Origin of the sequence: Bifidobacterium minimum (assembly GCF_000741645.1) — a bacterium.
In the GTDB taxonomy this organism is placed as follows: domain Bacteria; phylum Actinomycetota; class Actinomycetes; order Actinomycetales; family Bifidobacteriaceae; genus Bifidobacterium; species Bifidobacterium minimum.
The window spans coordinates 44,638-70,344 of record NZ_JGZD01000007.1 but is presented as its reverse complement, the minus strand read 5'-3'; the positions used below and the strand labels follow the sequence as shown (position 1 = coordinate 70,344).

The window sequence follows — 25,707 nt, the reverse complement described above, 5'->3', positions numbered from 1 at the left end:
GCCTATGGTATCGCGTGGCGGCGGGGAACATGGCTATTGTGGAGGGCATGCGCAGAACACCCCCATGGGAATCGCCCGTATACCGCAACCGTCATGGCCGCGGAATCCGAACGCCGACCTTCGGGGTGCGCCTCCCCCGATACCGCACTCGATCCGGCATGTTCGACGATATGGTGGCCGCGCAGATCAGGCGCCTGCACGAGGCATGGCCGGATCTCGTCGACGCCATCCAATTCGCCGTCGAGGACGTTCCTCCGTCCTCCCCCGCCCCCTGGGAGGATCAGCCCGATCTGCTGTCGCATGGGTTCGCCGCCGGTCGCGGAATCCCCGCACGCATAGTCCTCTATCGCCTACCCATGCAGACCCGTTGCCGGACCAGAATGGAGCTCCAATGGGGGATCCGCGACGAACTGGTCTCCCGCCTGGCCGATCTGACTGGCCGTCGCCCCGACGAGATCGATCCCGATTGGGGCATGTGACCACGTCGACCATGTGACCACGTGACCGCATGCGGTCACGGACGTTCGTCCGATCAGCGAACGATGGAACGATCGTCGTACGTCGTCACGACCATATTGGTGGGTTCCAAGGCCGTCGACCCCACATACGAGACGGCCGCCAGCCCATCATCCGACAGCGCGGACGCCGATAAGCGCACACCCCAGACCACGGGCGACGCCGCTGAGACCATAACCGCAGCCGCATGGGGGAACTCGTCGGACAGGGAGACGGATCGCGATTCCCCACCCGCCAGAGACACCGTTGACGTGCCGATCAGCGATCCGTCTGAATCCACCGCCCGGATGGTGGCATCGATCGCGGCGTTCGATCCGTTGGCCAGGACCACGCGTCCCGATACGCCCTCGGGCAGAGCCACGGCAGCCGAATGATGTCCCGACGATGACGGGATGAAGGCGAAATCGGCCTGCCCGTCATCCCCTGCGCGGGACGCCACGGAACTGGCATACAACGGTGACGAGGACCGCACCTCAAGCGCATAGGCGTCCTTGGGGACATCGCCGACGTCGATGGATGAGACCCTGCCGGAGGTGAGCTCGACGCTCCTGACGTCTTTCCGTCCCGAGCGTGTGAGCCAGGACGCCGACACCGTCGCATCCGAACGGGAGAACAGAAGCATACGCACCGAATCCCCCGGAAGCATTCCGGCCATCACCGTCCGTTTCGCCGCCGCATCCAATGGGGTGGAGAAATCCGATCCGCGGCTTTCCAGACCATTCATCGCGACCGTGCGCACGACTGCGGACACCGGAGTCGCGCTGCTTGACAGGGTGAGGAACAACGCGGCATGAGACGGAGCCGCGGCGGACAGGTCGACGATCTTCTCACCCTCCGCTGGAACCGTCACCGTACCCCCTGTGGACAGAACCACCGCGCCCGTTTTCTCGCTTCCCCGCACGGCTAGGGTAACCGTCGTGGGAGTCGATGAGGAGTTGGCGAGAATCAGCTGCTGCGTCGTTCCGATCTTCGTGCCGGACACCATAAGGGACTGCGTCATCGCTCCCGTCACACACGCGCTGGACGAGATTCCGCGCAGATCGCCTTGGGTCGCCCACGACACGCGGGTTCCGGACACCCCCGTCCCCCTGCTGGCCCCCACCGCCCGCCCCGAAAGAAGACGCGACGATGCGTCCCCGTCCTTCGCGGACAGAACGGACATCTCCTTGGAGCCCGTAGCCGAGGGAATGTCCTCGACGGAGGACTTCCCATCAAGACCAGTCGTGTCGGCGCGATAGACGGAGCCAACGGCGACGAATCGCGCAGATGAGGCGATGTCACCCTCGGACGACCGAAACTCCTCGTCCCCGTAGGCGCCCGCATCGGCCAGCGTCATGCGGGCGGGACAGTACATCTCCATCTGCGAGGCTCCGACCGTCTGGGGAACGCCCGCATCACCCCGGGCCTGATCCACCCATGAGGAGAGCGGGGAATACAGGGACACGGCCGCGACGAAGGCCATGACAAGAACAATGGTGAGGATGGCCGCGACGATGCGCCACGCCATCATGCGTCCTGGGCGGGAGCTCATGCCGTCTCCTTTCTCAATCGGAAGGACAGGGGGATCGCGACGCAACAGTAAAGACCCGTCACAACGCCCATGACGACCAGCCATAGACGACGCCACGAATCCGCACGCGATTGCTCGGACCGTCCGACGGAGTCCTTCACCGTCGATCCCAGAGGAGTGGTGATCCGGTAGTAGACCCCGGAGGCGTCGCTTACCACGACCTCCACGCCGTCGGATGAAGTGATGTTCGTGACCAGATGCTCCGTGGCCTTCGAAGCCGTCGTATCGTCCGAGTCCGCCACCACGTAGATCCCGCCGATCCCCAATGAGGCGATGTCGCGGATGGCGTCGTCATCGGTCCCCGCCACAAGCCGGGCGGCCGACGAGGACAGAAGATTCGAGGCGTGGCCGACCGTCGAGGACAGTTCCGCGGCCGCCATGGCCGGGGATGAGTCGACCAGGTCACCCCTTTGCGTCCGCATCAGCGACGTATCCACACGGGAGAGGTTCTGAGCGCTCATCGCAAGTATGCGATGGGTCGGGTCCTTCCCCAGATAATCGCTGGCGATGATCGGAAGACCATCCACCGTCGTGGACACGCCCCGTCCCATATCGCGCGCCAGACCGGACATGAACCACGCGGCGCAGGACCCCGCCAGGACGACGGCCAAGGCGACGCGCGCGACGCGGGACATCGACGCACGGACGGCGCCATGGGAATCCGGGCGTTTCTCGCTCTGCGCGGACAACGGAAGAGGAGAGAATCGGCGGACCGCACCGCCTGCGACCATGCACAGGCATGACAGAAGACCCAGCATCACCAAGGCGATCCCGGGCAGAACGGACCCCGCGACGGATCCCTGAGACGACGTGGATACCGCGATGCGCGAGGAAGCCAGGGAAAGAAGCAGCCCCACGACCATCACCATCCACATCATGCGGGACACCCGGAGAACGAAGGGGAGGAAAAGCGACAGGCACGCCACCACCGCCGTGACGGCCAGCATCACCGCCGACACCACGGTGAGCATCATGGTGAGATCCTCCCGCGAGGCGATCAACGTCGCAAGACGCAGGCCAAAGGCCCTGTCGAGAACGTCGATCAGTCCCATGGCCGCGGGGGAACCGTTGATGTCGACGCCAGAGACCATCACATCGCCGAAAAGCTGCCGGACGCCTCCGGAGGTGACCGTCGCCAGCGCATGGACGACGTTGGGGGCGACGATGGCCACGGAAGGGATGGGAATCATCAGAAGCATGATCCGATGCCGTCTGACAAGCGGCATGAACGACACGAGAACAAGCAGAAGCCCCAGAACAAGCTGAGGTTCGGCAGCGACGGCGGGCATGAAGGCCAGAGCCGCGCACGCCGCCGCCTGCACCGACGCCCGCGGGATCCGGGGATCCTCGGTATGGTACATGCCCACGGCCCGGAACACGAAGGCGAAGGCCACGGGAAGAAACATCATCACCGTGAGCATGGGAAGATTGGCGGTCTGGTACAGCCCCATAAGCACGCCCACCGACACCCATGCCAATCCGGCGGCCACCCGAAGCGTGTCGGACCGCGTGAAGACCCCGGCCAACGCCCACATCGACAGCGCGCACACCGGCGCTGACGCGAAGAACAGAAGCGACAGGGCCGCCACCACATTGCCTCCGGCGAGCACGGACGCCCCGGCCCACACCCACATCCATGGCGTCGAGGGAACGGCCGTACCCGCGGCATTCCCCAAATACCACCAGTTATCGGCGGCGTCAATCACCATCCCCAGATCCGCCGCCGTAGGAGGCAGCTGGGAGGACATCAGGGAACCGCCGGCGAGCGCACCCCGGAAAACATCCCATCTGACGATGACGATGGAGAGGAAGGCGAGGAACGCCATCGCCACCGCACATGTGGAACGAATGATGGCACGTCGATGAAGATGGGCCCTGACAAGGGGATTGAGAGCCAGCGTCGCGCCATCGGACAGGCGCGCACGGTCCCTGGAGCGCCATTGCCTGATCTGACGTCGCGTGGCGCGCAGCATGCGCAGCCGCGACATGGCGACGGTACTCTGCGCGGAGACACGACGCCTCGCCCGTACCGCCCGGGAAGCATCCCCCCATCCCCGCCATGGCAACGACAGACGCGTCCATGCCTCATAGGGACTCTTGCGCAGCAGGCTCACCATCGCGCCGAGAACGGACATCAGAACATCGGCGATCCACAGGAAGGGCCACCGATGCATCGCCACGTCGGTGTACCGGTATCGACGCTCGGCGCGCAGCCTCTCCGGAAGGGGATCGAGGGGACCCATCTCATCGACGGCTCTCCCATCACGCGTTCGGACGCCCTCGTAACGCGCCCGCCTGTGGGCCACTGCCGCCATCGGAACAACCACCACACGACCACCTGAACGGCATATCCTCCGGCAAAGGTCGTCGCCTTCGGCGAAGGTCCCGAACCATGAGTCGATGCCTCCATACTTCTCGATGGTCGCCAACGGAATCAGGCGCCGGCAAGGGACACCGCGAAGACATCGCGTCGGTCATCATACTGCTGCTGGTCGGGTTCCCCGTCCACGACCAGAGACACAAGACCATGACCGTAGGCGTATCGTCCCACGTCATGCAATCCGTCCCCGTCCCAATCCAGCTGCTTGACTCCGACGACGTCGGCGCTTGGCGTGTTGCTCTTGACCTCGAGAAGACATTCAAGGCATCGCCGTCCCATGGGGCGCGAGTCGTCATGCAGAAGCCACAGGAACCTCACCCGGCCCGAATCACCGGCCAGCCCCAGTCCGGGCATCGCCTCCGACACGGCCTGCGCGAAGGATCGTGCGCGCGGCGCCCCCACGACGACCACCGACACTCCACGGCGGGAGACGTCTCCCGGAGCCGCATCCCCGACGACATCCCCGGAACCGTGACCTTCCACGTCAGCAAGCACCATTCTCGACGGCACCACCGCGTAGCCGTGTCTGGAGCAGTCCACCACGATGAGCGCACCGGGCAGGACGCTCTGGGACAGCACCGCGGCCAGGGTCGCCGGCATATAGCGGGTATCCGCACCGCAGGGGATGACGGCGGCCACCGAATCATCGATCCGCTGGTCCGAACGCATGAGGAAACCCGAGGCAACGCGCGAGATCGCGTCGGAAAGGTCAATGCCGTCTGTGGAATGCACGTTTCCAGTGTACGCAACAACGCTTGGCGCGTGTCAGACGCCACCTGCCCCGCGAGATCCCGTCCCCGCTTCTGCGCGGTTCACGGCCTGCCCATGATGATCCGCGCAGGTTCTTTCATGAGAGTGCCGTATCATTTAGTGGTTCATTGCAGAAAGGACTAGCCGTCGCCCGTCACGACAGGGCGTCCGGGCTGGTCGCGCGAGAAGGAAGGCCGCATAGTGGCATCCCATCGACGACAAGTCACCAAGAATCCGGAGCTCACCGGTTGGAGAGCGACGGCTCCCAAGCACAGTCAGGCCTATAGGATCAGCCATCGCCTTGGTACATGGATCGCCGTGGTGGTCTCCGTGCTCATCGTCCTCCCCTCCACCATCGCCGCGGCGATCTGGGTTGATTTCGATGCCTCGGTCCAGAACAGCAAAGTCGATGTGATCCCGCAGAAGTCCTCATCCACTCCGACTCTGGTCGACCCCAACAAGGGTCAGCCGATCGACATCCTCATCATAGGGCAGGACTCACGGGAGGGCAGCGGAAACGAGGCGATAGGCGGAAGCAACGATCCAGGTCTGCACAACGCCGACACCACCATGGTCATGCAGGTCAGCGCCGACCGTTCCTACATCAACCTCGTCTCCATTCCACGCGACTCGCTCGTCGACGTTCCCAGCTGCCAGACCACCAAAGGCACGATTCCCGCGCAGTACAGCGTGATGTTCAATTCCGTCTTCGCCAATGCCTGGCAGGAGGGAGGGGATCTGTCATCGGCCGCAAGCTGCACGATGGCGGCGGTCAACTCCCTGACCGGGATGAGCATACAGAACTTCATCGTCGTCGATTTCGCCGGACTGCGGGATATGATCGACGCCATCGGTGGGGTCAGCATCTGCATTCCCGTGGACACCAAGGACAGCTACACGAGCCTCAACCTGAGCAAGGGGCTCCATCACCTCAACGGAACGCAGGCCACCCAGTACGCCCGTATGCGTCACGGCACGGGAACCGACGGCTCGGATATCATGCGCACGACCCGACAGCAGTATCTGGTCAAGGAGCTCATCAAACAGGCCATGGCCAAGAACCTCTTCACCCAGACCAGCCAGCTCTACCAGCTGGCGAAGGCGGCTCTGGGATCGCTGAACATCAGCAGCGGACTGGCGAGCACCACGGTTCTGGCTTCTCTGGCGATGAGCCTCAAGAACCTCGACACCTCGCGTCTCTTCATGATGACCACCCCCGTCGAGGCCGCCCCCAGCGATCCGAACAGGGTCGTATGGTCCTCCGCCGCGGATGCGGTATGGACCAAGATGCGCAACCATAAGCCTCTGACGGAGCAGAAGGAGTCCTCGACCACCAAATCCCCGTCGTCGTCCTCGTCGTCATCGTCCTCGTCGTCATCGTCCTCGTCGTCATCGTCGTCGTCCTCGTCGTCGTCTTCGCCGTCTGCCACGTCCACTCAGACCGTGGATCCGACGACCGGGCTCATCACCGACGCGCAGGGGCAGCTCATCGATCCCAACACCAACGGGATCGTCGACCCGGAAACGGGAACGATACGCGACGCCAGCACCGGACAGTACATCGGCATCGCCGACAGGTATCTCAATGCCACAATTTGTGCCGTTCCTGCGCAGGATTAGCCAGTTGACGCGCCCTTGACGCGCCATGCAGTGTAAATCTGTGTGGAGTCGTAGGTAGTCACGGGGAGACCACGGGCAGAGAGGACAGGCATGGCACAGGACGGCACTCCACCAAGCTTCATCCCCTCCTCGGATCCCGGTCTCCACCGATCGAGAAGGGGGTCGGCGTCCGGCTCCTCCGCCAGAAGGGCCTCGGACGCCACCCCACCCAGCTTCACGCCCTCCTCGTCGGCGGGCCGGCCCGAATCCCCATCGGCTCCCCGGGCGACAGCACTTCCGCGATCATCCTCATCGTCCGCGTCGGGTCCCATGGCCGTCCCGTCGTCGGTTCGTCCCGCCCCCCGGTCGTCACGGGGAGGGACGCAGACCATTCCCCCGCGCTCATCCGCGCAAAGGGGATCGGGGATGGCCGTCGCGGCCACGGCCCCTTCATCCGGCAAGGCGCGCTCGCAGGCGCCTCGGCGGCGGCGCCGAGCGGGGAGGATCGTTCTCGCCATCCTTCTGGCGCTCGTCCTCGCGCTGGGGTTCTCGATGTTCGGCGCATGGAACTGGGTGAATTCTCGATTGAACAAAACATCATGGCTCAGCTCCATGGCCGACGATTCCGCGGCGACGTCCTGGCTGCTTCTTGGCTCGGACGAGCGTGATGGATCGGCGGGAGGAACCTCGCAGGACACCCCGGGATTCCGGACGGACACCATCCTCGTTCTGACGAAGCCGAAAAGCGGAGCGAGCTCGCTCATCTCGATACCACGTGACTCGTTGATGAAGGTGTCGGACTCCTACATGAAGATCAACGCGGTCGCCGAAGTGGTCAGCCGGAAGGCGCTTGTGGAGCAGGTCGAATCAATAACCGGGCACAAGATCGACCACGTCGCGGAGATCCGCTTCGGAGGGCTCCAGAAGGTCGTCGACGCGATAGGCGGAGTGGAGCTCTGCTATGACAGAACCGTCGATGACGCGGATTCGCAGCTGAAGTGGACGGCTGGATGCCATCACGCCGATGGGGCCACCGCCCTGGCCTTCTCCCGCATGCGCTATCAGGATCCCAACGGGGATTTCGGACGGGCGGAACGACAACGCAAGGTGATCGCCGCTGTGGTTTCGAAGGCCACTTCCGCGAAGGTCCTTGCCAATCCCTCGACGGTCCGGGCGCTGGCGTCCTCGGGACTCGATTCAATCACCGTGGATGAGAAATCCTCGCCTCTGACCCTCGTGTCCATGGCGCTGGCGTTCAAAAGCGCCACGGGAGACGACGGCGTGACGGGAAGCCTCTATTGGAGCGACCCCGACTACTATGTGGACGGCGTCGGATCATCCGTTCTTCTTGACGATGCCAAGAACCTTGACCTCTTCAACTCCCTGGTACAGGGGACGCATAAGGCCGGAGTTGTGGGGACGCTCGCCGAAAGCCAATGAGCGACGTCGAGGCACGGACGGACTCCGGCCACGCCTCGACGTTCGACCACACCCGGCCGCTTCCCCGCCTTCCGACGGGTCCGCACACGATCGTGGGTACATGGCTCATGAACGCAAAAACCCTGATGAGATGCCGGAAGCAGCCGCATCATATGGCTCCCAGCGCCGCCGACGTCGCTGGCGTCCTCGTCTCCGGGGTCTCCGAGGTCTCCGAGGAGATGCGGCTTCCGGGACGACCCCTCTCGTCCTTTCTCTGATCCCCCTTCTGGGACAGACCGTGGTTCTGATCGTTCTCCTCATCCACGGCAACTGGCTTTTTGCTCTGATGTCGGCCGCCGCCATGATCTCGCCCGTCGCATGGTTCCTTATGAGAAGGCATACGGCGAACGCCCGACGGACGGACGACGGGCAACGCCCGCCCGCCCGTGAATCATCGGCATGCGACAAGGACGCCATCCTCGCGTGCCCTCCTCTGGAGCCGCTTGTGGGGATGCGGGGAGATCCACGTCTCTGGTGGCGAATCATCGCGGGGATGTGGGCGCCTTGTCTTTCGGGATGGGCGCCGCCCATGCGCGTCCCCATCGGCATGTGCGACACAGGAGAGCTCGCTCTCGATCTTTCGGCTCAGGGTCCCCACGCCTTGGTGGCGGGCACGACGGGATCGGGGAAATCCGTCGTCCTGCGCACCTGGTGCCTCGCTCTGGCGTGCCGATACCCGCCGACGCGCGTCCAGTTCGTCTTTCTGGATTTCAAAGGAGGCGCGGGCCTTGACGCGCTTGCGGATATGCCTCATACGGTGGGGACGGTATGCGATCTGGATCTTCGTCACGCCAGACGTGCGTTGCTGGGAATCGAAAAGGAGCTGACACGCAGGGAGATGCTGGTCGCGAAGCACCATGTCAGCGACACTCGGGATCTTCCCATCCCTCCGGCGACGATGATGATCGTCGTGGACGAGTTCCATGCACTTCGAGGGCGACTGCCCGATTACATCGACCGGCTGACGACCATAGCGTCGCTGGGCAGATCCCTGGGTATGCACCTCATCGCCTGCACGCAGAATCCTCTGGGACAGGTAGGTTCGGACATGAAGGCGAACCTGTCCCTGCGCATCTGCCTTCGGGTGAAGGACTCCCTTCAGTCCGTGGAGATGATCGGGAACGGCTCGGCGGCTCTTATCAGTCCCCGCTCCCCCGGACTGGGATACGTGGACGACGGGGAGTCGATCAGACGCTTCCGCTGTTCGGCCGCGCAATCGCCCCAACGACTGGTGGCTTCAACGATCACGGCCATGTCGGTCACGGGGATCCCGCCCCAGCCTCCCCTGTTCAGCCGCGCGCTGCCGCGGAGCGTGCCATTGACCGGTCTGTCCCGACGCGGCGATGCGAATCATCCGGATCATGTGGACTCCGGGCGCCGCGCGATCGCCATAGGATTGTCCGACGACGGCATACATCTGACGACCGCTCGACTGCCCATCGGAGACGGCACCATCATCATCACGGGACCACGCGGACGGGGGAAGACCACGCTTCTGCGGACCATCCTTCAGGAGCTTCGCACGCATGGGGGCGTCTCTCCCGTCATCACGCTCATATCATGGCCACGCCGGACGGAGGACGCGAACGGCGGTCACCGCCACGTCCTCCGCGAGATCACGATCGGAAGCGGGCATGACGCCGGTCCGACGACGGAGACGGACGACGGCGCCGGACGCGAGGATGGCCACCGTCTTCTTCTGGTGGACGACGCCGACGCCCTCCTCGATCCGCTAAGCACCGATCCTCTTTCGAACATCATCGAAGAGGCATCGCACGACACCTCATGGACCGTTGTCGCGGCGGCGTCGAAACCACCGCGGTCGCGACTCGACGGGGTGTCGACGAGAATCGTCTTTCCCAGCGGCGACCGTGCCATCGACGCGATGGACGGCATTCCGTCGAACCTTCTGGGAGACCTTGACGACGAGGACTATTCCATCCCCGGTCGGGCGGTCCTGATCCGCGCAGGAACGGCCCGCATGATCCAATGCGCGATCGGAAAGGCGGGCACGGAATATTTACGTTGAGTAAAACCCTTGAAAAGTCAGACCGTTAGTGGTTATCTGATAAAGGTTCGTTTTCGTTCACCGTCATCGTGGATGACACAAGGAAGGCACATATCTATGAGCAGTGCGTTTGATTGGCGTGCCAAGGCCGCTTGTCGCGACAAGGATCCCGAGCTCTTCTTCCCCGTGGGGAACACGGGAGCGGCGTATCAGCAGATCGAGGAGGCCAAGGCCGTATGCCGCACGTGCAAGGTCATCGACGCATGCCTCAAATGCGCGCTGGACACCAATCAGGACTATGGCGTATGGGGGGGTCTGAGCGAGGATGAGCGTCGGGCCTTGAAGCGCAGGGCCATGAGGGCGCGGCGCTCCCAGAACCTTCAGATGCAGATCTGATCTCATTCCGCGACGGGGCCGGTCCCGTACTCCCCCGCCATCGACACGGCGTCATCGATGCTTGGATTCCGAGGACCCCGCCGTCACGACAACGGCAGGGCCCTCTTCCGTCTTTCGCAAGAAACCAATCATCACCCAGCCAGCTCTCACCCGTGGAATCGCGGGTGGAATCGCATCATCCTCGGGATCTGCCCCAGGGCGTCATCCCAGGGCGTCATCATCCGCATAATCCTGAGCGTAATCCTGCGCCGCTCTCAGCCGTATATTGAGCACGACGCGCGTTCCCCCCTCGTGCCGAGGCTCCCAGCGCACCGTGCCTCCAAAATCATTGGTGACGAAGGTGTTGATGATCTGCGTCCCCAGACCTGATCCCGACGACCGTGCCATGCCGTTGGACTCCTCCGAATCCAGACCCGATCCATCGTCCTCGACGACCACATTGAGGTTGCTGCCACTACGTCCCACGGACACCGTGATCGACCCCTCGGATCGGCCCTCATACCCATGCTCCACCGCATTCGTGATCAGTTCGGTGAGCACCAGCGACAAGGGGGTGGCGTCCTGGGCGGGCATCATGCCGAAGCGTCCCACATATCCGATATGGATGTTCTGATCGCTCATCGACGCGAGGTCGACGCTCATCCTGAGCAGTTTGGATATCACCTTGTCGAAGTCGACGATCTCGTCGGCCGTCTGGCTCAGACCCTCATGGACGGTGGCTATGGTCTGTATGCGACGCTGGGCCTCGGCAAGCTCCTTCTTCACCTCAGCGGATTTGGTGTTGCGCGCCTGCAGGCGCAGCAGGGCCGAAACCGCCTGAAGATTGTTCTTGACCCGGTGATGTATCTCGGAGATGGTCGCGTCCTTCGTCTGCAGCTCCTTTTCGCGCCGACGGATCTCCGTCACATCGCGGCATAGGACGATGGCGCCCGTGCGTCCCATCTCATCCCACAACGGCAGCGACCTCATCGAGACGGCGGAGCGGTTGGCGTCCAGCTCCGAATCCACGGCCGCCTTTCCGCTGAGCACCAGAGGAAGGCTTTCGGGAACCGGATCCTTGGCATGGATCAGCTGGGTGCCGATCTCGCTGAGATAATGCCCCTGCATCGTCGCCAGGGATCCCAGTCGCCGAAAGCAGCTGATCGCGTTGGGGGACGCGTACCTCACGATGCCCTCGTTCGTCACCAGAATGAAGCCGTCCGCCACCCTGGCGACATGGCGCTGGCTCATCACGGGATTGCTGTAGGGGAACTGCTCACGTGCGATCATCTGGAACAGTAGCTTTCCAGCGTTGATGCTCTCGTTCTCATAGCGGCCGTTCGACTCCCGCGTGGCCATGTTCGTCTGACGGACCACGACGCCCAGTGTCCGTCCCTCGCGACGCACGGGCGTGTAGACGTTGCACACCTGCGCCCGTCCCACGCAGGTCAGATGATCTGACTTCACGGGCTTGGTCGAGGCCATGACCATATCAAGCTCCTCCACAAGGTTCTCGTCCACCTCATGACCCACGACATCATCCACCCGCAGCGTCATGACCGTGGACGGCCGGCATTGCTCGGCCACCACATACCGTCCGTCCCCCCTGCGCATAACCAGAAGAAGGTCGGCGAAGCTCAGATCCGCGATGACCTGCCAATCCGCCACCAGATGATGCAGCCACTCCCGATCGCCGTCGGACAGGTCGGGACGCGTGGTAAGAATCTGTGAGAAGTCCGCCATAATTCCTCATCATACGCATGACGTCAGGGATCGTGCCATCGCACACGCGGCGCATCCCAGGAGCGGTATGCCAGATGATCGCCGGCACCGCTCACTAGCCGATCGCCGGCATCCGCCGGCCGGTCTCATCGTGCCGGATCGCCGCATCGGCGCCGCGTTGACACGCGGATTGACACATCCCATTGTTACGGTATCGTAGGTTACGGTACCGTAATGTAAGACTGGAGGGACAATGGATTCCCAGACGTCGAGCACACCGTCATCCGACGGCGTCATGACCTCCCACGGCAACACCCCGGCATCGGTCGCGGAGGACCGGCAGGCCCCCGACGGGAAATCGGACATTCCGCCGACGAATCGGCCCAGTCCCACAACGAATCCCGCAGCGGACGGGACCATGATCGACGTCCAGCGCGCGCTTGTCGATTCCCGCCGCAGAAAGGCCGACGAGATTCGGGCCCAGGGCAGGCTCAAGGCCGACAAGGTGACACGCAAATCGCGGCTCCGCGTCGCACGGATTCTCGCGAAGTACGACGCCAAGGCGAATCGCGTCGCCAACCCCGACGCAGCGAAGGCACCACGGAAAATACGTCTTGACGTGCATGGCCGCCCCAAACCGCTCCTACGCGGCTGGATACATGCGGGGACCGCGCCGCTGGCGCTGGCCGCGGGGATCGTCCTGATCTGCATCGCCCAAGGCGCCGGACTCAAATGGGCATGCGCGGTGTTCATGACCTCGTCGCTTATCCTCTTCGGCAACTCGGCCGCCTATCATCTGGGAGACTGGTCTCCCAGGACCACGGGAATCCTGCGTCGGATCGACCACGTCAACATCTTCCTTCTCATAGCCGGAACCTACACCCCCGTGGCGTTCGCGCTGCCACGGCCGTGGCGTGAGGGAATCATCACGGGAATGTGGTCGTGCACCCTGGTGGCCCTCATCATCCATGTGATATGGATCACCGCCCCGCGATGGCTGTATGTGCTGGTGTACATCATCTTCGGCGTCTCAGGCGTAGCCTTCATGGGGATGTTCTGGGTGTCCCCCGCCGCAGGACCCGCGGTGGTCGTCCTGATCGCCTCCGGAGGCCTGTGCTACATCGCCGGCGCGATCGTCTACGCGCTTCGCAGGCCCGACCCCTGGCCGCGCGTATTCGGGTTCCATGAGATCTTCCATCTCGGCACGGTCGCCGGATTCGCCTGTCATATGGTGGCCATCTATATGGTGATCATCCAGCTGCAGTAAGGAAACGACAACCGCAGTACGACAACTGCAGTAGGAAAAGTAAGGAAACAAGAGGATCGGACGGGGCGGCCACGCCAGAATACCGTTTCCGACCCCGAAACAGGGAAAGAAAAGAGTTCCGGCGACGGCATCCGCCCCCCCATCGGAGGTGCGATCACCATCGTCGGAACCGTCATGCACACGCCATGTCATATGGGGTAGCCGGATACGGCATCCGGCCGACCGACAACCTACCGGACCGACATCCGGCGAAAACCCTATTCGAGCGGCCGCGCGTCCTTGATGCGCACGGAGATGTCACGACCGTTGGGAGCCTTGTAGGTGACGGTATCCCCGGTATGGGCTCCGACGATGGCCGCACCCATCGGTGAATCCGTGCTCACGACGTCATAGTCCGTGGCCACCGATATGTCGCGGGATCCCAGAACATACGTCATCTCGCGTCCCGCGAGTTCCAGAACGACGACGGAGCCGTTTCCCACCGTCCCGGCGGCGGGCGCATGGAGAATCTTGGCGTTGCGGAGCTTGACGATCAGTTCGTTGATCCTGCCCTCGTTCTTGCCCTGCTCCTCACGGGCAGCCTGGTATCCGCCGTTCTCCGACAGATCCCCCTCCGCGCGTGCGGCGGCTATACGCTCGGTGATCTCCTCACGGTACTCACCCTCCCGATGGGCCAGCTCATCCTTCAGGGTGTCGTATGCCTTCTGGGTCAGAAACACAACCTTCTCATCAGCCATGATGACAAACCTCCTAATCATTCAATGACACATACGTGCGACGACGTTCGCGGTCGCATCGATGCCCGCGACGCGCACGCACCACGTCATCGGTTCCGTCCACTCGATCCCGTCCGGCGGAAGGCCGTCCGGGGACGGGACACCACAACGGTTCGCCCCGCGTCGGATCACCGGGTCGAGACTATGTCGATGACGAAGACCAGCGTATCCGTTCCGCCGATTCCCGCCTGGGGAACGCCACGTGAACCATACCCATATTCAGGGGGGATGGACACCACGAGGCGCGAGCCCACGTTATGTCCGGGAACGGTACGATCCCATCCCTTGATGACCTGGCCGACGCCGATGCCGAAGCTCGCGGGGCTGTGACGGTCGAAACTCGAGTCGAACGGCGTGGATCCGCCCCACACCACCCCATGGTAGTTGACGGTGACGGTGTCCCCGGGACGGACGACGGGGCCATCGCCTTCGACAAGTTCGACGACCCGCAGTCCCGCGGGAGGTTGTTCACCCGGGAAAGCGACAACAGGGGCCGCACCGAATTCGGCGTTCACCTCAGGCATGGTTTTTTCCATCGTGTCTCCTTTCGGACAATGCCCACCAGAATATCACCATATATTCGAGCATCCCTCGCGAAGTGCATGGCACGAACCACGAACCGCCGAATGCGTCCCGCGCGCCCGACGCCCGTCAGTAGACGACCGAGAACATGCTGACGGCATAGAACAGGCCGACGGCGGCCACGATGACCAGAACGGCGCCCGTCACATACACGGCACGGCGATGGCGCGCGAAACGCTCCCCGACGGCCTGCGCCCCTCCATATCCGAGAAAACCCCACACCGCGCTGTTGAACGCGACCGACAGGGCCTGCCCCGCCACCAAGGCCGCCAGCCCCTGCGCCACCGTCAACGAGTCGATCAACGATACGACCACCAGAAAACCCCACAGTCCGAATCCCACGAAGCCCGTCACGGCGTACACGACGACCGCATGAACTCCCGACATCCGGGAGACAAGGGACTGGGCGAGCCAGAGCAGGGCGAAACCCGCCGTGGCGCAGAAGGCGACGGCGAGCATGCACGCCACCATCATCCATGGCACCAGCGCGATGCCGCCGTGCACCATGATCATGTACAGCGGCGCCGCGATGACCTCACCGATGCAGAGCACGGCCGCGGCGATGACGTTCTGGGCGACCATCACCGGGGCGGATTCCCCCGTCGGCCGAGGCTCCTCGATGCGAGACGACATGATGATCCTTTCGTTGCGCCATCCATAACATATGCTATCCACGACACCGCTCCACCCTCGCACACGTCGTGCCACCCGCAACACACCATGCGTCCGATGGATGCGAAGGCCTATCGTGACGGGCCAGCCGTCGGCAACGCCATACGTCACCCACGTCGGCACGGCCGTCCGGGGACACGGACCACCGACTCCCCTACAACCCGATCCCGTGCCCCCTGCGGGAATCGAACCCGCATGCCTTGCGGCGGCGGATTTTAAGTCCGCAGCGTCTACCAGTTCCGCCAAGGGGGCGGATAAGCCATGGCCAACGGCCTGACGTTGTCACTGTACCGCACTGGTATGCCCCGGCGCATCCAGAATGTCGTCACGCCGCCGGACGCGGTGGCCCACGGCGGTCGGTTCGGTTCGGGGCGTCACCTACACCGTCCGCGCCAGAAGCCGTCTGCCATAATCGAGGACGATGCCGTCAAGAAGACCGTGCTCACTGGCCATGAACGAGGTTATGGCCTCGCCATGGTCCTCAAGCGCCGCCTGGGAGACACGCTCGAGCACACGGCTCCACACCAGGGCGCCGCCGCCGACGACGTCGACGCGCCCGGGATGAATGGTTTTGTACGTGGCTCTTTCGGCGCGTGTCATCCGCAGAAAGCGATCGTTGACACTGAAGGCCGTCGTCAGCGGAATGCATCGGCCGTCGACGGCAGCATGGTCGTATTCCCTCAGTCCCAACGCCAGCGCGGCCATCGTGGTGACCGTCCCCGACACGCCGATGATGCTGCGTGCGCGCGCCGCCTCGACATGCTCGAAGGCCTCATCGATGTGCTCGTCCACATCCCTTCGGGCGGATCCGATCTGATCCTCCGTGGGGGGATCCGACAGAAGATGGCGCTCGGTCATCCTCACCGAGCCGACGTCCATGGAAAAAGCCTGGCTGACTTTCGTGGACGGCGATGCGACGCCATCGCCGCCCATAACCATCTCGGTCGACCCCCCCGCCCAGATCGATGACGAGATACGGCGGCCTGAGCTCGGATCTGCGCACTATGCCCGTCGCCGCAAGGAAGCTCAGATCCGCTTCCTCGGTCCCGGATATGACCTCGGGCCGAACGCCAAGGATGGATTCCACCCCATCCTCGAACTCGTCCCTGTTGTCGGCGTCACGCGTCGCCGAGGTCGCCACGAAGCGCAGACCGTCGATCCGGCAGCCGGCCAGAACGGCGGCGAACTCGCGGGACGCGGCATACGTGCGCTCCAGCGCCTCCGGCGCGAACCGATGCGTGCGGTCCACCCCCTGCCCCAAACGCACGACGCGCAGCATCCGCGGAACGACATCGTCCATACGGCCATCCGGGTGGACTCTGGCCACTTTGAGCCGGATCGAGTTCGTTCCACAGTCAATCCCCGCCACCGTCACCGAGTCGGACACCATCTTCTTCCTTTCACCACGACTTCACCACGACATGAGACCACGCGACACGTCATCATGCGACATGCATCGGACGGCGCGCTCGGACGGCGCTCAATCTTCCGCAAGCCGCGGGCACCGGCATACCGTCGGATCGAACTCGTCGCGCATCGACTCCAACGCCAGATCACCGATGGGATTGACTCCGGGACCCATCACCAGACTCTGGGCCACCAGAGCATGAAGCATTTCACCCTCGTGGGCATCCCCCCGGCACTGACCGCCGCGACGTGGTCCTCCCCGTCGCCGACCATCAGGGCTATCTCATGCCGGAAGGCCTTGTAGAGGCGATCGGCGCGCTCGTATCCCACGCGAAGATCCTCATCCGTCTCAAGGCGCGTGGTCAGCTCACGCATATCCCCGGCGGCCTCACGATGCGAGGCGGCCTTCACCGCCGATGGACCCGTCAGATAGCAGGTCGTGGGAAAGGGAATCCCGCCAGGAAGCAGCGGCCTGGTGATCACGGCCACGGGCCGTCCGCACACGCACCGGGCGCCCACGGCCAGCATGCCACGGGGAAAACGACCCAGCTGCCGGTGGACGACGTCCACGTCGTTCTGCGACAGCTCGTGGGACAGCAGACGATGGGCCAGACCGACCACGACGCCCGCTTCCTCCTCGGTCGGATCATGAGCGTCCATAACGGTGTCCTCCGCGGTTCGCCGGGTCATTGATCGCCATCCGTGCCGTCGGCATCGCCGTTGGTGGTCGCCGTGGAGGACCCCGACGGCGTCGAAGCGTCGGTCCCGGTGGTTCCCGTACCCGAATCGACCGCCGTCTTCGTCGCCTTCTTCGACGGCTCATCGGCCTTGCGAATGCCATAGGCCAGTTCGCTGTACCACGGCACGGACGCCGTCGAGACGGACGACTCATCCTCGTCGAGCGATTGGGCGTCGGAGTCCTCGCCGGTCACGGCCTGCGAGTTCTTCACGTGCACTGACACCTCTCCGGGAAACACGAATCCCAGCCGTTCCCGTGCCTGCGCAGTGACATAGGCCTTGTCATCCCAGCGCGAGATCTCGTTCTCCAGGGACTGCTTCTTCGCGACAAGCGCGGCCTCCTGACGGCGCAACCCGTTGAGCTCGGCAAGATTCAGCGCGTATGTGTGGAAGGCGGACACCAGCTGGATGGCCCCCAAGGCGAGAATGATCACCGACACGAAAAAGGCCAGAGGCCCTGAGCCGCGGGACTGACGGCGCGGCGGCGTCGTGGATCGGGAGCGTCGGGAACTTCTCATGCAAACGACGGTACCCGCCGCATTCGACTTGCGAACGCGGCGGGTACCGTCACCGTCACTGCAGATTACGGATTACTTCACATACTGGGCGCACGCCTTGAAGGCCGCGTATCCGGCATACTCCGCCGTCGAGCCAAGCTCCTCCTCGATCTCGAGCAGGCGGTTGTACTTCGCGATGCGCTCGCCGCGGGCCGGGGCCCCGGTCTTGATCTGCCGGGTGTTCTTGGCGACCGCGAGATCCGAGATCGTGGTGTCGGGGGTTTCTCCCGAACGATGGGAGACCATCGAGGTGTAGCCGTTGGCCGTGGCCAGCTCGATGGCGTCGAGGGTTTCGGTGACGGTGCCGATCTGGTTGAGCTTGACGAGCAGCGAGTTCGCCGCACCCATGTCGATGGCCTTGCGCAGGCGCTTGGGGTTGGTCACCAGCAGGTCGTCGCCGACGAACTGAAGACGATCTCCCAGACGCTTGGTGATGGCCGCCCAGTCATCCCAGCCCTCCTCCTGGAAGGGATCCTCGATGGAGACGATGGGATACTCGTTGATGAGCTTCTCGTAGTAGTCGAGCATGTACTCGGCGTCGCGATCGGCGCCATCGAAGCGGTACTTGCCCGTCTCCTTGCTGTAGAACTCCGAGGACGCGACATCGAGGCAGATGCCGATCTGACGCCCGGGCTCGTAGCCGGCGGCGGAGATCGCGTCGACGATGTACTTGAGGGAGTCCTCGTTGGACTTCATCTTGGGGGCGAAGCCGCCCTCATCGCCAAGGCCCGTGGCCAGTCCGTCCTTCTTCAGAACGTTCTTCAGGGTGTGGTAGACCTCGACGCCGGCGCGGAGGGCCTCGCTGTAGGAATCGAATCCGTACGGGGAGATCATGTACTCCTGGATGTCGGTCGCGAAGTCGGCATGTGCGCCGCCGTTCATGATGTTCATGTTCGGGACGGGAAGGATGTGTCCGTTGGTTCCGCCGATGTACCGATACAGCGGCAGTTCGGCCGACTGGGCCGCCGCGTACAGAGCGGCGAGAGAGACGCCCAGGATGGCGTTGGCGCCAAGCTTGCCCTTGTTGGCCGTTCCATCGAGCTCGATCATGACGTCATCGAGCGCGCGCTGGTCGCTCGCGTCCATGCCGATGACCTTCGGCGCGATAACCTCGTTGACCGCCTTCACCGCATCAAGGACGCCCTTGCCCATATAGCGGGACTTGTCGCCATCGCGGCGCTCCCACGCCTCGGCCTCACCAGTGGACGCACCGGACGGAACAAGTCCATGACCGGCCGCGCCATCCTCGGTCTCCAGAAAGACCTCGACAGTGGGGTTGCCACGGGAATCAAGAATCTCGCGCGCATAGACGCTTTCAATAGCTGCCACAACTGCTCCTTACAACGTAGGTTGCGATAACGGTTCTAAGGATACCGGGCTTTATGGACTAGACCGTTCGCCGTCGCGGCGGTTCGTGAACGCTCACAATGCCATTTCGTCCAGATATGCGAGCTCCGCCGCGTCGAGCCGCAGGGAGGCCGCGGCCACATCGTCACGAACCTCATCGACGGTGCGCGCGCTGGGGATGACGACCACACCGGGATCCCTGGCGAGCTCCCACGCGAGAACCACGCGCTGATATGAGCATCCCCTTCTCCGCGCGACGCGGTGGAAGGGCTCCAGACGTGAGACGTCGATCGGATCAAGAAAGCCGCCCAGAGGCGAGAAGCACACGAATCGACGCCCCATGTCGCACACGCGGGACATCGTCCCCTCCGGATCCGGGCATATGGGAGAGAACTGGTTCTGCACCGCGACCAGACGATCCCCCAGGACGGATCGAGCGATATCGATGTCCTCCACGCCCACGCGGGAGATGCCGACATAACGCACCAGGCCCTCGTCCACCAGGGAGCGCAGGGCGGTCATCTGATCCTCATAGGGGAGCTGCGGATCATCGCAATGCGAATACAGCAGCGCAATGGAATCCACGCCCAATCTCCGCAGCGACTGGCGCACGTCCGCCATCATGGTCTCGGGCCGTGCATCGGCGAGCCATCCATAATGGCCCGATTCGTCGAGCGTCCGCCGCCATCCCGTCTTCGTCGCGACAAGCACCTCGTCACGGGGACCGTCCCACGTCGACAACGCATCGCGGACGAGCAGCTCGCCGTACCCCAGATCCCGCGCCAGACCGCATCCGGGAACCGACGGGCGATAATAGGACCACGCCGTGTCGAGATACCGGACCCCGGCATCAAGGGCCGCATGAATGACATCGACCGCCACGTCGCGCGACGGACGCCCTTCAACGGCAAGCGCCATCGTTCCCAGACCGATGCGACCGATCCCGTATCCCGCCAGAACCGTCATCTCCGCACTCCTCCATCCACTGCACTCATTGTCGCCGTCATCGGACGATCACCGCCATCATCCGTCATTCCGGAAAATCTCCCAGATCGATCCGGGGCACGCGCAGTCCCAGAGCCCGCATCTCCACCACCGGATTCATGAACTCCCTCTCCCTGGCTATGAGGCCGCCGCGCATCTCGAACGAATACAGAAAATGGTTGTCATACGTCACGGGATCATGACCGGGAAGGATCAGGGTCCCGCCGCCGTCGGCCTCAGCCCACAGCCAGTCGGGATCGTCCGTGGTCCACACGCGCACGTTCCTCCACGTCCAATCGGGAAAATGCCTGCTAGACCACAGGTCGTAGCGCGCGATCAGATCCCTGCCCTCCACGAAGACGGGCTCACCGGAATCTGAGGTCCACAGGCCCGACACCCCGTCCCGGGTGAACAACCTATGACGGTCAAGCAGCGCATCGCCATGGCCCGACGCCAGATACCGCCTGACCACGTCGCGATTGCGCTCCGCACGCTCCTGAACCGAATCGGCATCCACCATCACCGGCACTCCCTCTCCTCGTCATCCACACGGCATCCGGCCACGTCGTCGGCATAACGCACGATCGCGGACGTCACATCGGCAAGATGCCGAATCGACGCCGAGTAATCGCCAACCACCTCGACGGAATGGTTGGCGCCGGAGCACACGGTGACGCGATCCGTCAGCATCCGGGCCCTGCCCGCATCAAAATACGGATCGGCGTCGCCCGCGCATATGAGGGGCATGGGGGACGCGGACGCGCCACGACGCACGGGAGTCTCGATCACCGACCGCGCGGGATCGCACGGAGGCGGGTTGAGGACCGGCGTAAGCAGAACCGCGGCCATGCCCGATTCGGCGAGATGCGGGTAGGTCAGCGTGGAAAGGGATTTCGTCACCGCCATGCGGGGGACGCGACGATCATTCCCTCCGCCACCCGACGCCGCGGAATCGTCCAGGGAACCAAGCCACGAATCGACCATCGCGTTCATCCGCGCGATCGTCCTGGGAAAATCAACGGTTGCCGGGAGATCAAGCCACAGCCTGTCCACCTGCCATCCACGCCAGGACAGCGCGCGGGCGGCCCAGTACAGCAGCGGGCGATCCACCGTGTATCCGATTCCCGGCATCACCAGCGCATGGCCCACCGGACGGTCGGACGCGGGCGCCGACCCCGTCGCGGACGTCGGGGCCGTCGGGGCCGTCGTCCGATGCCACGGTCGGATGACCGCACCGATATCGTCTCCCCTCACTGCGTCATCCCCGGCGTCATCCCCGGCGTCATTGTCATCGCCATCGGCCATATTCCCCTCCTCTGGATTCCCCGCCAGAATACCCGCCACTGCCTGTCCGCATCGGGTCCAGACCTTCAGGACCGTGGCGCGGGCTTCCACATCAGATCATCCATCAGCACGTCGACCCAATGGATCACGGACGCCGAGTCCATCGGCTTCGATCCGAACGATCCGCCGAAAGGCGCGGGAACGAGAAGCGTCCGAGTGACGGGACGATACTGCGCGCCATGGTATATGCGCTCGATCCTCATTCTCACCGAGTCCGGAACGTCCACGGGACGGACACGCACGCGCGTCCCCTGGGTCGATATCTCCTCGATTCCCAGATCGCGCGCCCGGGCCCTGACGCGGGCTATGGCGAAAAGATCCTCGAACTCGTGCGGCGGTGGCCCGTAACGGTCCGCAAGCTCCTCGCGCAGGTCGGCGAGATCGTCCTCGGTGCGGGCGGACGCCAGCTTTCGGTACGCCTCGAGCCGGAGCTTGTCCGAATCGATGTAGTCCACGGGGATCGACGCCTCGACGGGAAGATCCACGCTGACGGAAACCGGCTCGACCCTGCCGGGGTTCTTGTACTCCTCGACCGCCTGCGACACCATACGGACATACAGATCGAACCCCACGCCCTCGATATGGCCGCTCTGCTCGTCGCCCAGAAGGTTTCCGGTGCCGCGCAGCTCAAGATCCTTCATCGCCACGTCATACCCCGATCCCAACGCGGTGTGCTGGGCGATGGTCGCCAGCCTATCGTGCGCCTGCTGCGTCATCGGACGGGCGGGATCGTACAGGAAATAGGCGTACGCCCTCTCCCGGCCACGTCCCACACGGCCACGGAGCTGGTGCAGCTGACTGAGTCCGAATCGGTCGGCGTTGTCCACGATCAGCGTATTGGCATTGGATATATCCAGACCGGTCTCGATGATGGTCGTGCACACGAGCACGTCGATGTCACGGTGCCAGAAGTCCCGGATGATCTGATCCAGCTGCTTCTCCCCCATCTTTCCGTGGGCGATCCCCACCCGGGCGCCGGGGACCAGCGCCATGATCTTCGCAGCCACCGCGGAGATGTCCTCGACGCGGTTGTGCACGTAGAAGACCTGCCCTCCACGCAGCATCTCACGGCGGACGGCCGCCGTGACCTGCGCGTCCTCGTATCCACCCACGTAGGTCAGGACGGGAAGCCTGTCCTCGGGAGGCGTGGCGAGCGTCGACATCTCGCGGATGCCGGTCACCGCCATCTCCAGGGTCCGGGGAATGGGCGTGGCGGAGAGGGACAGCACATCCACGTTGGTCCGCAGCGCCTTGAGGCTCTCCTTGTGCTCGACACCGAAGCGCTGCTCCTCGTCGATGATGAGCAGCCCCAGATCCTTGAACGCGATCTTCGGCGACAGGAGTTTGTGGGTGCCGATGACGACATCCACCGATCCCTCCTTCAGCCCGGCGACGGTCTCGCGTATCTGGGCGGGCGTCTGGAATCTGCTCAGGGCTGCGACCGTGACGGGGAATCCCTCGAAGCGTTCCCCGAACGTCTCCATATGCTGCTGGACGAGCAGCGTCGTGGGGACGAGAACCGCGACCTGCTTGCCGTCCTGGACGGCCTTGAACGCCGCACGGACCGCGATCTCCGTTTTCCCGAACCCCACATCACCGCAGATGAGACGGTCCATGGGCATCGGCCTCTCCATATCCGCCTTGACCTCGTCGATCGTGGTCAGCTGATCGGGCGTCTCCTGATAGGGGAACGCGTCCTCCAGCTCCCGCTGCCAGGGGGTATCGGGACTGAAGGCGAATCCCTGCGTACGCTGTCTGGCGGAATACAGGCGAACCAGATCCTGGGCTATCTCATGGACATGCTTGCGCGCCTTGGCCTTGGTGGCCGCCCAGTCCGATCCCCCCAGACGATTGAGCTTGGGGGCGTCCGAACCGATGTACTTGCTGACCTGATCGAGCTGGTCCGTCGGAATGAACAGCTTGTCCGCCGGGGCGTTGCGCTTGGATGGCGCGTATTCGATGACCAGGTACTCCCGCGTGGCGGTGGATGACGACGATCCCGCGGCGCGCTGCCTCATCCCGACGAATCTGCCGATGCCATGCTGCTCATGCACCACGTAGTCGCCGGGCTTCAGCTCCATGAGGTCGATCGCATGACGCCTGCGCTTGGGGGCCGAGACCTTTCCCGCCACACCGCTGCGTCCCGTGATGTCGCGTTCGGTGAGCAGGGCCACATGGGCGGTGGGATCGACGAACCCGTCGGTCGCCTGCGAGCGGATCGCGGAAAATCGCGACGACACGGTGACGGACATCACCCGCGACAATCGACTCAGCGTGCCTTGAGCGGCGGCCGTCAGAGTCACGTCATAGCCCTCGTCGATGAGTCCGCTCAGACCCGTGGTGGCGCGCTTCTCGTCGCCACGGAACTCCTCGGGCTGATGGGCGTCCACGACAAGATGCCCCGGAATCTGGGGATCGACCCCGAAATCGGTTATTCTCCACACCGGATGACGGGACAGCTCCAAAGCGGACACGACCTCGTCGACATCCAGAAAACTGGCCTGGTCGAAGCTCAGGGGGGCTCCGGCTCCGTGCCCGCTGGCGGCTACGTGCCAGCTCGCGGCCAGGAACTCATTGGCGGTGGCGCTCAGATCCGACGCGGCGCGTCTCAGCCTCTCGGGATCGGACAACATGACCACCGCATTCGGCGGCAGAAGGGATGATACGGGCTCCATATCATCGACCAGAACGGGCAGGAGAGATTCCATGCCCTCGACGGGAATGGCATCCGCGATCGATTCCAGCATGTCGTCGGCGTTCGCGATCGACCCCACCAGCGAGCTCGCCCTGCGACGCACGGCCTCGGTCAGCTGCAGCTCGCGGCATGGCGTCGCCCAGACGACCGGATCGGCATCCCTGAAGGTCCGCTGGTCCGCCGCATGGAACTCGCGGATGGACTCCACATCATCGCCGAAGAACTCCACGCGGACGGGGAACGCGGACGTCGGAGGAAAGACATCGAGTATCCCGCCTCGGACGGCGAACTCCCCCCTGTCCATGACCAGATCGACGCGGGTGTACGAGTTCTCGACCAGACGCCGCTGCGCATCCTCCAAGGCGATCGTCTGCCCGCGTGAGAACAGCAGCGGTTCGACGTCCCCCAGACCTCGGACAACCGGCTGTATCAGAGACCTCACCGGGAGGACGAGGACGCGGATGGGGCCGAAAAGAGGATCGCCGTCCTTCGGATGACGCAACCGCCGGAAAACCTCCATGCGCGTGGCCACGGTGTCGGCCCGCGGGGAGAGGCGCTCGTGGGGAAGCGTCTCCCACGAAGGCAGCGACGCGATGTTATGGGGGTCGCCTCCATACCATGAGCGCAGCGCCACGACCATGTCCTGCGCCTGACGGTCCGAGGGGACGACCAGAACGATGGGCAGCCGCGACGCGGCGCCTGCGGCCAACGCCGGGCGGATACCCTCGACCGCCTGAATCACCAGATTCTCATCGTCGTATTCCGTCGTCGCGACGAGACCGCGGATCGTGGGATCCTTCTCAAGAGCCGCCAGCAACCGCGACAGCGATCCCTCCAGCGATCCCTCCAGCGATTCATGGGATTCATGGGATCCATGGGATGCCGGGGAATCCTGACGATGCGACGTCGAATCCCCTGACCGCGCCATATTCCTCCGCG

Annotated in this window: 20 protein-coding genes, 1 tRNA gene and 2 pseudogenes; 7 read left to right on the top strand and 16 right to left on the bottom strand. The window is 63.9% G+C overall.

Annotation, left to right across the window (positions count from 1 at the left end; all coding sequences use genetic code 11):
• Positions 1-29 precede the first annotated feature (29 nt).
• Positions 30-479: a metallopeptidase family protein gene (locus BMIN_RS02475; RefSeq protein WP_152595204.1), complete on the top strand. Its 450-nt coding sequence runs from the start codon at positions 30-32 to the stop codon at positions 477-479.
• A gap of 53 nt (positions 480-532) precedes the next feature.
• Here BMIN_RS02475 and BMIN_RS02470 read toward each other — a convergent pair whose 3' ends face one another.
• From BMIN_RS02470 to BMIN_RS07990, 3 genes are all read right to left on the bottom strand, one after another.
• Positions 533-2,047, bottom strand: coding sequence for a DUF5719 family protein (locus tag BMIN_RS02470; protein ID WP_152595203.1), 1,515 nt, complete (start codon positions 2,045-2,047; stop codon positions 533-535).
• Complete coding sequence (locus BMIN_RS02460) at positions 2,044-4,416, bottom strand: glycosyltransferase family 2 protein (RefSeq protein WP_156097296.1); 2,373 nt, start codon at positions 4,414-4,416, stop codon at positions 2,044-2,046. Before BMIN_RS02460 ends, BMIN_RS02470 begins: the two co-directional genes overlap by 4 nt.
• A gap of 104 nt (positions 4,417-4,520) precedes the next feature.
• Positions 4,521-5,198 carry a hypothetical protein gene (locus tag BMIN_RS07990; RefSeq protein WP_051913486.1) on the bottom strand — a complete coding sequence of 226 codons (678 nt, stop codon included), beginning with the start codon at positions 5,196-5,198 and terminating at the stop codon, positions 4,521-4,523.
• A gap of 219 nt (positions 5,199-5,417) precedes the next feature.
• Between BMIN_RS07990 and BMIN_RS02455 the strand changes: the two genes are divergently transcribed.
• From BMIN_RS02455 to BMIN_RS02435, 5 genes are all read left to right on the top strand, one after another.
• Positions 5,418-6,836: an LCP family protein gene (locus BMIN_RS02455; RefSeq protein ID WP_051126349.1), complete on the top strand. Its 1,419-nt coding sequence runs from the start codon at positions 5,418-5,420 to the stop codon at positions 6,834-6,836.
• Positions 6,837-6,926: 90 nt separating this feature from the next.
• Positions 6,927-8,255, top strand: coding sequence for an LCP family protein (locus BMIN_RS02445; protein WP_022861363.1), 1,329 nt, complete (start codon positions 6,927-6,929; stop codon positions 8,253-8,255).
• Entirely contained in the window at positions 8,252-8,512 is a 261-nt protein-coding gene (locus BMIN_RS08700) for a hypothetical protein (RefSeq protein WP_022861362.1), read from the top strand. Before BMIN_RS02445 ends, BMIN_RS08700 begins: the two co-directional genes overlap by 4 nt.
• Before the next feature lie 20 nt (positions 8,513-8,532).
• Positions 8,533-10,323: an FtsK/SpoIIIE domain-containing protein gene (locus BMIN_RS02440; protein ID WP_022861361.1), complete on the top strand. Its 1,791-nt coding sequence runs from the start codon at positions 8,533-8,535 to the stop codon at positions 10,321-10,323.
• A gap of 96 nt (positions 10,324-10,419) precedes the next feature.
• The gene (locus tag BMIN_RS02435; RefSeq protein ID WP_022861360.1) at positions 10,420-10,698 is read left to right on the top strand and encodes a WhiB family transcriptional regulator; all 279 of its coding nucleotides are present in this window, start codon (positions 10,420-10,422) and stop codon (positions 10,696-10,698) included.
• Positions 10,699-10,899: 201 nt separating this feature from the next.
• On the opposite strand, the gene BMIN_RS02430 is transcribed toward BMIN_RS02435, so the two are convergent.
• A complete protein-coding gene (locus BMIN_RS02430; RefSeq protein WP_022861359.1) occupies positions 10,900-12,420 on the bottom strand; it encodes a sensor histidine kinase in 1,521 nt (506 codons plus the stop codon).
• A 397-nt stretch (positions 12,421-12,817) separates the two neighbouring features.
• Between BMIN_RS02430 and trhA the strand changes: the two genes are divergently transcribed.
• Positions 12,818-13,666: a PAQR family membrane homeostasis protein TrhA gene (trhA, locus tag BMIN_RS02425; RefSeq protein WP_026647508.1), complete on the top strand. Its 849-nt coding sequence runs from the start codon at positions 12,818-12,820 to the stop codon at positions 13,664-13,666.
• Between the two features lie 257 nt (positions 13,667-13,923).
• On the opposite strand, the gene BMIN_RS02420 is transcribed toward trhA, so the two are convergent.
• The 12 genes and pseudogenes from BMIN_RS02420 to mfd form a co-directional block, all read right to left on the bottom strand.
• The gene (locus BMIN_RS02420; RefSeq protein ID WP_022861357.1) at positions 13,924-14,403 is read right to left on the bottom strand and encodes a GreA/GreB family elongation factor; all 480 of its coding nucleotides are present in this window, start codon (positions 14,401-14,403) and stop codon (positions 13,924-13,926) included.
• Between the two features lie 167 nt (positions 14,404-14,570).
• Positions 14,571-14,978, bottom strand: coding sequence for an FKBP-type peptidyl-prolyl cis-trans isomerase (locus tag BMIN_RS02415; protein WP_022861356.1), 408 nt, complete (start codon positions 14,976-14,978; stop codon positions 14,571-14,573).
• Positions 14,979-15,093: 115 nt separating this feature from the next.
• A complete protein-coding gene (locus BMIN_RS02410; protein ID WP_152595201.1) occupies positions 15,094-15,657 on the bottom strand; it encodes a hypothetical protein in 564 nt (187 codons plus the stop codon).
• 209 nt (positions 15,658-15,866) lie between these two features.
• Positions 15,867-15,948, bottom strand: a tRNA-Leu gene (locus BMIN_RS02405).
• Between the two features lie 126 nt (positions 15,949-16,074).
• A pseudogene (locus BMIN_RS02400) lies at positions 16,075-17,086 on the bottom strand (Ppx/GppA phosphatase family protein).
• Positions 17,087-17,176: 90 nt separating this feature from the next.
• Positions 17,177-17,763 (bottom strand): annotated as a pseudogene (locus BMIN_RS02395) (DUF501 domain-containing protein).
• A 26-nt stretch (positions 17,764-17,789) separates the two neighbouring features.
• Positions 17,790-18,359 carry an FtsB family cell division protein gene (locus BMIN_RS02390; protein WP_022861354.1) on the bottom strand — a complete coding sequence of 190 codons (570 nt, stop codon included), beginning with the start codon at positions 18,357-18,359 and terminating at the stop codon, positions 17,790-17,792.
• Positions 18,360-18,431: 72 nt separating this feature from the next.
• Positions 18,432-19,727 carry a phosphopyruvate hydratase gene (gene eno / locus BMIN_RS02385; RefSeq protein WP_022861353.1) on the bottom strand — a complete coding sequence of 432 codons (1,296 nt, stop codon included), beginning with the start codon at positions 19,725-19,727 and terminating at the stop codon, positions 18,432-18,434.
• 93 nt (positions 19,728-19,820) lie between these two features.
• Positions 19,821-20,711, bottom strand: a complete 891-nt coding sequence (locus tag BMIN_RS02380) for an aldo/keto reductase (RefSeq protein WP_022861352.1) — start codon at positions 20,709-20,711, stop codon at positions 19,821-19,823.
• A 64-nt stretch (positions 20,712-20,775) separates the two neighbouring features.
• On the bottom strand, positions 20,776-21,249 hold the full coding sequence (locus BMIN_RS02375; RefSeq protein WP_026647505.1) for a PhzA/PhzB family protein: 474 nt from the start codon (positions 21,247-21,249) through the stop codon (positions 20,776-20,778).
• Positions 21,249-22,034 (bottom strand): hypothetical protein, encoded by a 786-nt coding sequence (locus BMIN_RS02370; RefSeq protein WP_152595200.1) that lies wholly within the window; start codon positions 22,032-22,034, stop codon positions 21,249-21,251. Before BMIN_RS02370 ends, BMIN_RS02375 begins: the two co-directional genes overlap by 1 nt.
• 65 nt (positions 22,035-22,099) lie before the next feature.
• A complete protein-coding gene (gene mfd, locus BMIN_RS02365) occupies positions 22,100-25,696 on the bottom strand; it encodes a transcription-repair coupling factor (protein ID WP_081648034.1) in 3,597 nt (1,198 codons plus the stop codon).
• Between the last annotated feature and the right edge of the window lie 11 nt (positions 25,697-25,707).

Excerpts from the sequence above, each read along its gene's own strand:
- BMIN_RS02475 (WP_152595204.1), top strand. The coding sequence starts at position 30 with ATGGCTATTGTGGAGGGCATGCGCAGAACACCCCCATGGGAATCGCCC.
- BMIN_RS02470 (WP_152595203.1), bottom strand. The coding sequence starts at position 2,047 with ATGAGCTCCCGCCCAGGACGCATGATGGCGTGGCGCATCGTCGCGGCC.
- BMIN_RS02445 (WP_022861363.1), top strand. The coding sequence starts at position 6,927 with ATGGCACAGGACGGCACTCCACCAAGCTTCATCCCCTCCTCGGATCCC.
- BMIN_RS08700 (WP_022861362.1), top strand. The coding sequence starts at position 8,252 with ATGAGCGACGTCGAGGCACGGACGGACTCCGGCCACGCCTCGACGTTC.
- BMIN_RS02435 (WP_022861360.1), top strand. The coding sequence starts at position 10,420 with ATGAGCAGTGCGTTTGATTGGCGTGCCAAGGCCGCTTGTCGCGACAAG.
- BMIN_RS02430 (WP_022861359.1), bottom strand. The coding sequence starts at position 12,420 with ATGGCGGACTTCTCACAGATTCTTACCACGCGTCCCGACCTGTCCGAC.
- trhA (WP_026647508.1), top strand. The coding sequence starts at position 12,818 with ATGATCGACGTCCAGCGCGCGCTTGTCGATTCCCGCCGCAGAAAGGCC.
- BMIN_RS02420 (WP_022861357.1), bottom strand. The coding sequence starts at position 14,403 with ATGGCTGATGAGAAGGTTGTGTTTCTGACCCAGAAGGCATACGACACC.
- BMIN_RS02415 (WP_022861356.1), bottom strand. The coding sequence starts at position 14,978 with ATGGAAAAAACCATGCCTGAGGTGAACGCCGAATTCGGTGCGGCCCCT.
- BMIN_RS02410 (WP_152595201.1), bottom strand. The coding sequence starts at position 15,657 with ATGTCGTCTCGCATCGAGGAGCCTCGGCCGACGGGGGAATCCGCCCCG.
- BMIN_RS02390 (WP_022861354.1), bottom strand. The coding sequence starts at position 18,359 with ATGAGAAGTTCCCGACGCTCCCGATCCACGACGCCGCCGCGCCGTCAG.
- BMIN_RS02380 (WP_022861352.1), bottom strand. The coding sequence starts at position 20,711 with ATGACGGTTCTGGCGGGATACGGGATCGGTCGCATCGGTCTGGGAACG.
- BMIN_RS02375 (WP_026647505.1), bottom strand. The coding sequence starts at position 21,249 with ATGGTGGATGCCGATTCGGTTCAGGAGCGTGCGGAGCGCAATCGCGAC.
- BMIN_RS02370 (WP_152595200.1), bottom strand. The coding sequence starts at position 22,034 with ATGGCCGATGGCGATGACAATGACGCCGGGGATGACGCCGGGGATGAC.
- mfd (WP_081648034.1), bottom strand. The coding sequence starts at position 25,696 with ATGGCGCGGTCAGGGGATTCGACGTCGCATCGTCAGGATTCCCCGGCA.